Origin of the sequence: Methanothermococcus sp. (assembly GCF_015523155.1) — an archaeon.
In the GTDB taxonomy this organism is placed as follows: Archaea; AGJL01; Methanococci; order Methanococcales; family Methanococcaceae; genus Methanofervidicoccus.
This window is the reverse complement of record NZ_WAKW01000013.1, coordinates 1-13049: the sequence shown is the minus strand read 5'-3', so window position 1 is coordinate 13049 and position 13049 is coordinate 1. Positions and strand designations below refer to the sequence as shown.

At 28.4% G+C, this 13049-nt stretch carries 10 protein-coding genes and 1 pseudogene; 10 read left to right on the top strand and 1 reads right to left on the bottom strand.

The window, feature by feature from the left end; all coding sequences use genetic code 11:
- The coding region (locus F7B34_RS02025) for a hypothetical protein (RefSeq protein WP_292459956.1) at positions 1–2507 on the bottom strand (2507 nt) is incomplete at its 3' end.
- A gap of 176 nt (positions 2508–2683) precedes the next feature.
- On the opposite strand from F7B34_RS02025, the gene F7B34_RS02020 reads away from it, so the two are divergent.
- From F7B34_RS02020 to larB, 10 genes and pseudogenes are all read left to right on the top strand, one after another.
- Entirely contained in the window at positions 2684–4861 is a 2178-nt protein-coding gene (locus F7B34_RS02020) for a hypothetical protein (protein WP_292459954.1), read from the top strand.
- Between the two features lie 19 nt (positions 4862–4880).
- Positions 4881–5687 carry a MinD/ParA family protein gene (locus tag F7B34_RS02015; protein ID WP_292459953.1) on the top strand — a complete coding sequence of 269 codons (807 nt, stop codon included), beginning with the start codon at positions 4881–4883 and terminating at the stop codon, positions 5685–5687.
- Between the two features lie 39 nt (positions 5688–5726).
- On the top strand, positions 5727–6554 hold the full coding sequence (hisF, locus tag F7B34_RS02010; RefSeq protein ID WP_292459951.1) for an imidazole glycerol phosphate synthase subunit HisF: 828 nt from the start codon (positions 5727–5729) through the stop codon (positions 6552–6554).
- 164 nt (positions 6555–6718) lie between these two features.
- Positions 6719–7429 (top strand): ribose-5-phosphate isomerase RpiA, encoded by a 711-nt coding sequence (rpiA, locus tag F7B34_RS02005; protein WP_292459949.1) that lies wholly within the window; start codon positions 6719–6721, stop codon positions 7427–7429.
- A gap of 15 nt (positions 7430–7444) precedes the next feature.
- Positions 7445–7651: a FeoA family protein gene (locus tag F7B34_RS02000; protein ID WP_292459946.1), complete on the top strand. Its 207-nt coding sequence runs from the start codon at positions 7445–7447 to the stop codon at positions 7649–7651.
- 127 nt (positions 7652–7778) lie between these two features.
- The gene (gene feoB / locus F7B34_RS01995) at positions 7779–9731 is read left to right on the top strand and encodes a ferrous iron transport protein B (protein WP_292459945.1); all 1953 of its coding nucleotides are present in this window, start codon (positions 7779–7781) and stop codon (positions 9729–9731) included.
- 120 nt (positions 9732–9851) lie between these two features.
- Positions 9852–10366, top strand: a pseudogene (locus F7B34_RS01990) (acylphosphatase).
- A gap of 141 nt (positions 10367–10507) precedes the next feature.
- Positions 10508–11200 (top strand): glycosyltransferase family 2 protein, encoded by a 693-nt coding sequence (locus F7B34_RS01985; protein WP_292459943.1) that lies wholly within the window; start codon positions 10508–10510, stop codon positions 11198–11200.
- Between the two features lie 60 nt (positions 11201–11260).
- Positions 11261–12061, top strand: coding sequence for a D-aminoacyl-tRNA deacylase (locus tag F7B34_RS01980; protein WP_292459942.1), 801 nt, complete (start codon positions 11261–11263; stop codon positions 12059–12061).
- Positions 12062–12098: 37 nt separating this feature from the next.
- Positions 12099–12866, top strand: a complete 768-nt coding sequence (larB, locus tag F7B34_RS01975; protein ID WP_292459940.1) for a nickel pincer cofactor biosynthesis protein LarB — start codon at positions 12099–12101, stop codon at positions 12864–12866.
- Positions 12867–13049 lie beyond the last annotated feature (183 nt).

Here is a 13049-nt window from a genome sequence, read left to right as displayed (position 1 = left end):
GAATATAACTTATAAATTGAGTTTTTAATAATCTGATAAATATTTTTGAATATATTTTTAGTATTGTTTTTAGTTTTTGAAGCGTTATTTAATTTATAAATTTTATAACTATCCACGTTATCGTTATTCAATACAACATTATTATTAACCATTTTTCCTTTTTTAGCAATAATAATATTTTTACTTCTTTTTAATATCATTGGACGATACTTGTTATTCTCTTTGATAAAATTTGGTATTTCTACATAAAAATTTAGAGTATAATTTCCCTCACCCAAATTTCCCAATTTTATATAAATATTTTTGATTTCCAAAGGACATATTATTGCATGTTTTTTTACACTTTTAAATATCGATACATTGTTTTTAATCAACTCAGTCCAATAGTTATAATGTATGCTAACTGGAAACACCTCTGTGGAATTAGAGATTATTTCTATATGAATTTGAGAATTATTTTTAGAAGTATTACAGGTATAGTAGTTTAGATTTATAGATAATGGAGCCACTACCTTAATGCTCTTAGTAACGATAGGTGCAATATTTGAAATATTATTATATTTATGGTATGTAGTAGGTATTGCATATAATAAAATATAGCCCTCAAAACCTTCATTAAATTTAATTTTAAAATTAATAGTTTTAAACCCCTTTGGCGGTATATTTACCACCATTTTTGAAGTATTTTTCACATAGTTATCACCCTTAACAACCTCAATCCAAGTTAAACATTCAATTTTTTCATCCAATGGATTCTTCAATCTAACTACAAAGTTATTATAGCAGCCTGCCACAGGATAATGATTAAATATAGAGTTATTATTTACAATGGCAATTTTTGGACTAAAAGTTCCATTATAATACAATTTAGCCTTTATATTCTGTGCATTAAAATGGATAAATTTAGAATATTTTGCCAAGGCATCATCTGTTTTTACAGTAAATTGCACTTCACCTCTAGCCCCAGTATAAAATGTTATTGGAATAACTAGTGTATTTTCGCCATTAGATTTTAGTTTAAATGAAATTGTTGATGGGTAATTTACAACCCCCTTTTTAAGGTTATCATTAAGAACGATTTTTCCAGACAGAGTTTTATTATAATTATTTACCAATTTTACATTCAATAAATATGTTTTTCCAACCAATACATTTACATAGTCGTTTGTTATATTAAAACTCTTATTGTTGTAAGAATATGTAATGCTCTTTATTTTTACAATAGGTATCCTTTTGGGAACTATATTGATATTTTTGGAAGTTATATATATGTAATTGTTGGAATAAATTACAATTTTTATTTTTCCATTTTTTTCGTAATTTAAATAAATGGGAATATAAATATCTCTGGTTTCAAAATTATTCAAGGAAATATTTTTAGTAAATGTTCCCAAGTTGTTTTTGACTATTACAGCACCATGGATATTTTTATCATATCTATTTCTTAATGTTAATTTTATAATAGCCAAATAAGGGTCGTTTTTCATATATGCTCTTGGAATTACATTATAGTTATTATTATAATATGTATAATGCTCTATCATATTTCTTAATTCTTCATCATCAATATTTGAACGTTTATAATATTTTTTTAAAATATTAGCAGTGGTTTTGTTAAGTTTAGTAATTACCTCTACATTTAACAAAGATATTGGATATACAAATATTTTACATGATGTGTTTCGACAGTATACAATATTTAAACCCTTTCCATTTATTTCAGTCTTAGCAGGACCATCTGTGTAATCATGAACTCCCATTACTTCTGTATGAACTTGAATTTTTATTGAATCAGAATTTCTCTGAATTATTGGAGGAATTTTAAAATATACCTCGGATTTACAATTTTTTGGAATATATATTAATTTGCTACTGTTTTTACCATAATATAAAATACCAGTATCGTTGTTATTTTTATTGGCATCTTTGTTATAATTGTTAGAAACTACTGCAATCCATATTTTAACTATATAATCGGACTGGGAATATTTATTATTTTTTAAACCAATTTTAAACCATGGGGAATTGCATACTTCAATATTTGGATTAGATTTATTTACATATGCTTCATTACAGGATATATATTCAACATCTATTGGATCAGCTACATATACAGTGGCCATTTTGGATATCACAATATTGCCATCTTTATCCAATATATCTATATGTATTTTATGAGAACCGCATTCTTTGAATTTTAATTTTGCAGATATTGTATTGTTATTTGATTTGGGTGGGATAGACAATAGAGGAGATCGCCACAGTGTTCCTTCATCAGATTTAATACATAATACGATATTTTGTTGGTATGGCTCATTATTAATAATATTTAGATAGATGGTGGGGGAAACATCTACATCAATATAGTGCATTTCATAGTTATTGTTTAAGTTTATAAGGGTGTAAGATTCCCAAATATTTGATATATCAATATTATTCCCCCATATTCCTGAAACACTACTAAATAATATCCCCATTATTATAATAAACTTTATTATTATTCTCATAATTTCCCAGATAAATATTTATAAATGTAATAAAAGAAAAAAATATAGTATATCAATAATATTATTCTAATTAATTTATAATATTTAAATATAATAGTGTATATAATGTCGCATATGTATATGTAGATAAAAATACATCTTAAAAAATATACAGGACGGATATATGGTGATAAAATATGAGGTTAAGTTATCTGTTAATAACTTGTATGATATTATTAGTAATGGGGGTTAGTTATGCCTTACCGTATACATGGTCATCAACGATACCTGTTGAAATTGTTCCTTTATCCCATATTAATAATAAAAATGAATTAGAAGGTTATTTATCTGACCCAAATATAGTGTTATTTTATATTGACGATAATTTTACAAAAAATCCTAAAAATTGGATATTATATAATCTCAATATTTCAGAAGTTAAACCTGAAAAAATACCAGACTATGGCAATTACACATATATCGATAAAAATAATATCGTTATAATATATCCAAAGAAATATGTATATTTAGATAATAATGGGGCTCTTGTATATAACACACCCAAAGAATTTAATGGTTCCAAATATAAAATAAAGCACATACCACCTGAAAAATATAAAATACCTACCAAATTACCAGATTTAAATGGCTATGTATACTTGGATAAAAATAGCGTGTATGTTTTATACCCTAAAAAATATGTATGTAGGGGTAATGATGGAGCCTTAATATACAACCCCCCAAAACGGGAAGAAAATAAATACAGTGGTGAATATAAATTAATTTATAACTCCGGTGCAAATAAAATACCTTTCTATTACAACTATAGTTTTGTAAATAAAAATAATATCTTTATAATATATCCTAAGAAATATGTGTATTTAGATAACAATGGAGCTCTGTTATACCATCCTCCAATAGAGCTACCTAAAAAGGAAAAAATATATAATATAAGCACGAAGTTATTAGATGGAGAAAAAGGAATATATGAAATAAAAAATAAAAAATTACTCATTGTTCATCCTATATCAATAAACGATAAATCTATTTTGGATTTTATAGGATATTATGTTTCAAAAAACAATGGAACATTTGTATATATCAACAAAGTTCCTCCACATTATAAACATGTTCTCATTAATGGAATAGTTATTCAAAATGCTATTCCAGATAAAAGAGGGGATTATGCAATAGATGTTGCAGGAAGAAAAATAAAAGTAAATTTAAGAAATGATGATTTAATAAATAAAAAGATAAAAACGGTAAAAGGACTCTCAGAAATTTTAAATATAAATACAACCTATATATCAACAGGTTCTGAGAATTTGAAGATTATCAAAAAAGAAAATCCAAGTAAGAGTGAATTGAATACTCTATTGAATGATTATTGGTTTAAAAAATGGTATAATAAAAATTACACCCATATATATTATAGTCCATCGAACATTAAAAATAGATATAATATTAAAGATTTTGATATATTGGCTATGAGCTATTATCCCATAATATATACTGATAAAGCTCCGGAAACCTTCCAAAATGACCCTGTGGGTGGTTATTATCCAAAATCCATATGCTATAAAGGGACCAATAATATAGGATACTGGGAAAAGGGGGTAAAATCTGATAATAAATATTACCATTATGATAAAAACGAACCTCAGTGGAATGATAATAATAAATATGTAAGTAATTGGTATTATAAAGGAAAGGTGGTTTTACCTTCAAATGATTCTGAAATGAGTGATAAATATAAATATTTCAATCACTGGTTTGTTAAAAATTATGGATATGCATTAAGTGAAAACATTAATGGATTGCTTTTAACATCAAACGATAAAAATTTGGTTGATGCAATATTCGGAAGAGATAATAGTAATCTATCGTGGAAACTTGACTTAACCAATAAAATAGATTATATAGTCATTCCAGACCATAAAGAGATTTCAAAGGAAAACGGTATGATTATTATAAAAATTCCTGGATTATTAAATGATACCTATGGAATACATTATATTAAAGAGTATTATATACCTCCAAAGGATGAAGAATTTGGAGTGTATGTTGCGGATGTTGTAGATTATAATTCCAGTTTGATATATAAATTAAAGGATAATTACACATGGATATGTTCATTTAAAAACTATGCAGATTGGGTAAATAATTATATGCATAGCAATATTAAAATAGTAAATGGCACTATGATAATTGCAAAATCCAACAATCCTATAAAAATAACCATTTATAAAAAGGGAATAAATATTTCATCTCTTAACCTGTCAAATATATCAATTGAAGAATACAATAAAACTTCAAATAAATTAATATTATATCATTGTCCCACTGAGAAACCCATAATATATTTATTAAATTAATATTACCAATGGTGATTTTATGAAAATAGGATTTTACAATATACAAGGAGGCACTGGAAAAACCACTATTGCTGCAAATATGGCTTATTATCTTAGCGATAGAATAAAAACAGTTTATTTAGATTGTGATATATATGGAGGCACTGGGGCATTATTGTTTGGTCTTGAGGATAATCCAAACACATTAAATGCCTATTTAACTGAAAAATGTGATTTTAATGATATCATCCATGAATACAAAAATTTGTCAGTTGTTGTGTGTGATACTACACCAAATGCATTCGATACCGATACTGACCAGAAAAAATTTTTAGAAGTTATAAAAACTTTGGAAAAAGATTATGATGTTATTATACTTGATCTACCTCCAAATATCACCGAAGGTAATATATTGTTTTCCAGTGAAAGCGTGTTAAAAAAAATGATAGTTGTGGCAGAGGACAGTATTCCTGGAATTGCCAATACACTTAAAACTATCGAATTACTAAATGCCCTAAATCTCGAAATTATGGGGATTATTGTAAATAAGGATAGAAATATTGTGGATTTTGAAGGAATATTGAATGAGGATGATATATTGGCTATACTCCCATACGATAAAAAAGTAGAATACCAATGGTTGGAGGGGGTGCCAATTATTGAAAAAAGGTCATCATTTGGAAAGGAATTAACCTTTTTAGCTGATGAATTATCTGAAACATATATAGAAAAAGACTTGGCTACACTTAGAGCTCTAAAAATAGCAAAGGAATTTAGAAGCTCAATAATTGGAGGTAACGATGAAGCAGATGATAATAATGATAATGAAAATAATTTTAAGTTTTAAATACTTTTAAAAAATAAAAAAATAAAAATGGTGAAATAGTTGTTAACAAAAAGAATTATTCCATGTTTGGATATAAAGGAAGGAAGGGTTGTAAAAGGAACAAATTTTGTTGAGCTCAGGGATGCAGGTGACCCGGTAGAGCTCTCAAAAATATACAATGAACAGGGTGCAGATGAGCTCGTATTTTTAGACATTACTGCATCATATGAAAAAAGAGACATATTAATAGATTTAGTAGAAAAGACAGCAGAGCAGGTATTTATCCCCTTAACAGTTGGTGGAGGAATAAGGAGTGTTGAGGATTTCAGAAAAATACTTCGGGCAGGTGCTGATAAAATATCTGTAAATACTGCTGCGGTCAAAAATCCTGCATTGGTTAGAGAAGCTAGTGAAATATTCGGTTCCCAGTGTGTAGTTGTAGCTATCGACGCAAAAAGAAACTATATTGACGAAGATAAGCTTGAATCCAAAGAATTAGAGGACAAAAATATTGTAAAAATTGACAAAAATAAATACTGCTGGTTTGAAGTCTATATCTATGGAGGTAGAAAAGAGACTGGCATTGATGCTATCGAATGGAGTAAAGAAGTGGAAGAACTCGGTGCTGGTGAGATACTTTTAACGAGTATGGATGCAGATGGAACAAAAAAAGGCTATGATATTAAACTAACAAAATCGATATCTACAAATGTAAAACTTCCAGTAATAGCTAGCGGTGGTTGCGGAGCTCTTAAACATGTATATGATGTATTTGAGTATGGAAAAGCAGATGCAGCTCTAATGGCTAGTATATTACATTATAGAGAATATACTATCCAGGAGATAAAAAAGTATTTATTAAAAAAGAATATTCCTGTTAGATTATAACCTTAGGTTCCAACCGACAGGAGCAATAGCGAGTGGAGGTTGGATTTTGGGTAGCAGCCTTTTTTAAAGGCTGCCTGGGGATAAAAAAGTATTTATTAAAAAAGAATATTCCTGTTAGATTATAACTAATTATTTTTAATATTATCATAAAAAGGAGGAAAATTATGGCAAAAAGTGGTTTAAAATCATCATCTGATGTAGAAAATACAAAATTTATGGTGGCAAAAGAAGCGGCGAATCTTATAAAAGATGGAATGATTGTAGGTCTTGGTTCAGGCTCTACTGCAAATCTGTTCATAAGGGAGCTCGGAAGAAGGGTGGTAGAAGAGGAATTAAGTATATTTGGAATACCAACTTCATTTGAATCTAGAATGTATGCAATTCAATATGGAATTCCATTGGTTTCACTTGATGAATATGGTGAAATAGATATTGCCATTGATGGTGCAGATGAAGTAGATAAAAAAACCCTCTATCTTATAAAAGGAGGTGGAGGATGTCATACAAGAGAAAAAATAATAGATTACTGTGCAAAGGAATTTATGGTTATAGTTGATGAAAACAAGATTGTAGATTCATTGGGTGATAAAACACCAGTTCCATTGGAAGTTTTACCCTTTGCTTATTCAAGCGTTTTAAATGAATTGTTAAAAAGAGATACTGCACCATCAATAAGAATGGCCGATAGAAAAATGGGTCCGGTGATTACAGATAATGGAAACATGATTATAGATGTATTCATTGAATTAAAGAATCCTGAAGAAACTGAAAAAGAATTGAATAATATTCCTGGAGTCATAGAAAATGGAATATTTACAAAGGTAGATAAGGTTCTTGTTGGAAGTCCAAAAAAAGTTATAACATTAAAAAAATAATTCATTGGTGATTATATGGATAATCTTTTAAATAAAAATCCTGGTACATACACAGTGGTAAAAATAAATACACCATGTAAAAAACTTTATGAGCTCGGTATAATACCAGGTTCTAAAATAACGGTGATTTCTTCAAACAAAAGAGGACCTATACTTGTAAGAATAGGAAATTCTAAAATAGCAATAGGTAGAGGAATGGCAGGTGCTATACTTGTAGAATAAATTTTATATATTATTAATTTACTAATTTATTTAATTATAGTTAAACATTTTAAATTTAGTAAAATTAAAAATAATTTTTATTTATACTTAAAAATATTATATATTTAATAAATTTAACGGTGTGAAGATGGATAATATAAAACTAGTAGCACTTGTAGGTCAACCAAATGTTGGAAAAACTACTCTATTTAATTCACTAACTGGGATGAGGCAGGAGATAGGTAATTGGCCAGGCGTAACTGTTGAAAAAAAAGAAGGTATATTAAATTACAAAAATAGAGAATTTAAGGTAATTGATTTACCCGGAATATATTCTTTAATGTCAAACTCAATAGATCAGAAGATAGCCAGAGATTTTATACTTGAAAATAAAGATGTAATCCTTGTAGATATAATTGACACTCCAAATATTAATAGAAATTTGTATTTAACACTACAACTTATAGAACTCGGTAAATCTCCAATTTTGTGTTTAAACCTTATCGATGAAGCTGAAAAATACGGTATAACTGTTGATGAGGAAAAATTAAGTGAAAAATTGGGAGGATTACCTGTAATAAAAATATCTGGAAGATATAATGTTGGAGTAGACAATCTAAAAGAAGAAATATATAAATATAAACCTAAAAAACCATGTAAAATCGTTTATTCAAAATTATTAGAAGATGCTATTGAAAAGATTGTTAAAAAATTAGAAGAATATAAAAATTTAGAATTAAGTGAAAAATTCAAATCAGTTCCAAAAAGATGGCTTGTAATATCTCTACTTGAAGGAGATCCTGAAATTTTAGAAGAGTTTAAAGATAAAAAAGAAATACTCTCTTTTGTAAATAATGTCAAAAAAGAAGTTGAGAATAAAATAAAACACGATGTAGAAAGCTATATTGTGGAACAGAGATATGCAAAATCTGACGAAATTTTGAAGGGTATAATGACTGAGAGCCAACTACATGAAGATATCGATACAATAATACTACATCCATTTTATGGGTTTGTGATTTTTGGAATTGTTTTATATCTGATGTATAGTTTTGTATTTGATATTGGAGGTTTCTTTTCAAACTATATCGATATGTTTTTTGGATACATTGGAACTTATTTAACTAGCATACTTCCACCTATATATTCAGGATTTGTGGTGGATGGTGCATTATCTGGGGTTGATAGTGTATTACAATTTTTTCCACAAATCGCATTAATAATGTTTTCTTTGGCAATTTTAGAGGATTGTGGATATCTGTCAAGGGTGGCAGCACTAATGAATGGTGTTATGTCAAAAATAGGCCTTGGAGGAAAAGCGTTTATTCCTTTTATTATAAGTTTTGGGTGTAATGTTCCCGGGTTAATGGCTACAAGATTTATGTCAAACCATAAGGAAAGGCTTATTACATTGCTTGTAGCACCGCTTGTTCCATGTTCAGCTAGATTTGTAATAATAGGTTTTATGGCTGCAGCATTCTTTCCTAAATATACCTCATTATTTACACTTGGAATATTGGGGGTTGTATTTGGGTTGTTGGGAATTAGTTCCTATATATTGAGTAAGATTATAAAGGGAAAAGGCGAGGAATTTATATTTGAGTTGCCTCCATACAGAACACCGGATTGGAAAAATATTTTGAAAATAACATGGGAAAGAAGTAAAGAATTCTTAAAAAAAGCAGGTACTGTTATTTTGGCAGGTTCTCTTGCGTTCTATTGGTTATTAAATTATCCAAGCACTGACAATAGTTATGGAATTGTGATAGGTAAGGTATTGGAACACATCACTTTATGGATGGGCATTGATTGGAGAGGGGCAGTTTGCTTAATGTTTGGGGTTGTAGCAAAGGAGCTCGTAGTGTCTACAATGAATATAGTATATGGTGGTGATGTGAGCTCAGTTTTAACACCTTTAAAGGCTTTTGTATTCACCCTCGTATCTGTGTTATATATTCCATGTTTGGCAACGGTTGCAACACAATATTTAGAAACCCATAGTTTAAAATGGACTTTATTTGGTATATTATACAACATATCCTTGGCAACGATAGTTGGTATTGTTATATACAATATGGGAAAACTTCTCGGATTCCAATAAAAAAATTAAAATAGAATAAAAATAAATAAAATATTTAATAATTAAAATTATAATAATTATAACGATTATGCAATAAAATTAAATATACTTTCAAAAAGATAATCAGATAGGTCGAGTATTATGGCAGCAACTTATGAGTTAAAAATATATGGAATTGAACAAAATCCTTCGGATTTTGTAGCCCAAAGCTACGCTTTGGAAGTCCAACATGTTGGGTTTAGAGATAGAATAGAAGATATAGGTAGAGGTTTAGGGATTGATGGGGTAATTTATAATTATGAAGATGGAACTGTAAGGATTTTAGCAAACTTTGATGATGAGGAGACAAAAGAGTTATTTAAAAATAATATAAAATTTTTAGAAAATAAAGATAGATTGATAAATATTGAAAAAATCGAAGAAAAAGAGTTAAAATCATATATCGAATTCCCAAATGGAATAAATAGGATTTCAGAAGATGATTGTTAGAGCTCAATAAAAAGTTAGATGAGGGAGTTAAATATATTAAAATGGTTTTTGGAGTTTTGGAAGAACTTAAAAAAGGTCAAGAAATATTAATTAACAGTCAGAATGAATTAATAAAAGGTCAGAACGAAATGAAAGAGATATTAAAAAGAATTGAACAAAAACTTTAAGATTTTGCTTATCTCTTATCCATAACACCATCTATCTACCTATAAGCATGCGAGTAATCATTTTAGCATTTTTCATGCTTTTGTAAAATAAATAATTATTTTTCATATTTTATTTCATTTAATCGTTATAGTGGGGATAATATGGATAAAAATGATATATATGTGGTGGTTCCGGCATACAATGAGGAAGGAATGATAGGAAACACTTTAAAAAAATTAAAGGATGAAGGCTATAAAAACATAATTGTTGTGGATGATGGAAGTAGGGACAATACTTACAACATAGCTAAGGAAGAGGGAGTTATTGTTTGCAAACATATTATAAACAGGGGTTTGGGCGGAGCTCTTGGAACAGGATTAAAATGTGCATTGGAATATAACCCAAAGGTAATTATTACATTTGATGCCGATGGACAGCACGACCCAAAGGATATTGAAAAGGTTGCAAAACCTATATTGGATGAAAATTACGATGTTGTAATAGGAAGCAGGTTAATGGACGAAAAAGAAGTAAAAAATATGCCAAAGATAAAAAGGATAGGAAATTGGGGTTTGAATTTTTTAACATACTTAATGGGCGGACATTTTATCACAGACAGCCAAAGTGGTTTAAGGGCATTTTCATACAATGCAGCAAAAATAATAATGAATCAATTGAAAAGCAATAAATATGAAGTTTCTTCGGAATTTGTTGTTTTAATCAAAAGAAACAATTTAAAGTTTAAGGAAATCCCTATAAAAACAATATATACAGATTACTCTATGGCTAGAGGAACAAATGTAATTACTGGATTTAAAATACTTTTAAAACTCATAATTCATAGACTTGTTTAAGGAATGCTACAACAACATTATAAAAAAATAATACTAATAATATAACGATTATGTGATAATATGAAATACTTATTAATTTACTCTACAAAGGATTTAGCTGGAATAAATATTAAAAACAACCTGAATAATTTAAATTTAGACGATTTAGAAGAAAATATCTATTTTTTTAAAACTGATAGAAAACTTACTAAGCTCTCACAAAAAGACCTACCAAATGGCTATGATTATTATATTTTTTTATCAAAACACAGAAGTGAAAGCAAAAAACCAACATTAACAGTCCATACTTCTGGAAATTTAACAATTGACAATTCACACGGCGGAAATATTGAAGAAATATGTCCCTGTGATGGAGTTTTGAATTCTATTTTGCTTAAAAATATTTTTAAATATAACAATTTGGAGGACTATAGTAAATTTAATTTTGAGGTATCATCTGAGGCTGTTCATCATGGACCTACTGATTTAAATGTTCCGTCGGTATTTGTTGAAATTGGGAGCTCCAAGAAAGAATGGGAAATTAAAGAAGCTGGGGAAATAATTGCAAAATCAATTATAGACACAATTAAATCCATTGAAAATAAAAACTATAATGTCTTGGACAAAGTTGTTGGATTCGGTGGAGGACATTATGCTCCGAGATTTACAAAATTGGTATTGTCAAATAAATGCTATGTGGGTTATATTATTCCAAAATATGCCAAACTTTCTGAGAAGGTTCTTGAACAAATACTAATTAAACAGGATTTTGATTATATATTGTTTGATTGGAAGGGTCTCAATAGCGAGGATAAGAAAAAATATATTGAATTTTTTGAAAAAAACAATATTTTATGGAAAAAAGTTAAAGATCTATGTTAATATGAAATTTATGTTAATGTAAATATAATGTGATACCATGAGAGAAATTCTTACAAAATTTAAAAATGGAGAACTAACCTTAGAGGAAGTGGAAAAAAAATTAAAATTATCTCACCTTGATGAAATAGAAAAGTTATATAAACTGGATTTTAACAGAAAAAGTAGAGTAGGCGTTCCAGAGGTAGTTTATGGAGGAGGGAAAAAAATAGAGGATATTGCAAAGATTCTTTTTAAACTTGCAGAAAACAACGGTATAGCACTTGCAACTAGGGTAAATGATATTGAAAAAGTGGTTAAATTATTAAATAATATGAAAAACATTGATAAATTCACTATTGATGTTAATGAAATGGCAAAAACGATATCCCTTACAAAAAAGAATTATAAAATTGACAGTATTGGAAAAATTGGAATAATTACCGCAGGGACCTCGGATATTCCAGTGGCTGAAGAGGCAAAAGAAGCCGCAAAATTAATGGGATGTGAAGTATTAAAAGCCTATGATGTTGGAATTGCAGGCATACATAGAATTACAAAACCACTAAAAAAAATGATAGATGAAGATGTTTATTGTATAATTGTAGTTGCAGGCATGGAAGGAGCTCTGCCCTCAGTGGTGGCTTCTCTTGTAGATATTCCAGTTATTGGAGTTCCAACCTCAACAGGATACGGCATAAAAGAAACACCTCTTCTTGCAATGCTTCATTCCTGTGCCCCAGGACTTGCAGTAGTGAATATAGATAATGGTTTTGGTGCGGGAATATTTGCAGGGTTATTGGTTTATAATATATACAAAAGGTTATAAAAGGTTATAAATTTATGCAACATTTTAAAAATAATATTTAATAAAACTATTGAAAGAAAAGAGGAGTGTTTCTAAAATGAGCAATATTTTATATATTAAATATAATAAAAATATGTAGCGAAAATTTTATACGAGAATATATAATATTGGAGGTTTTTGATAACATTATAGAAAGTATAGAAT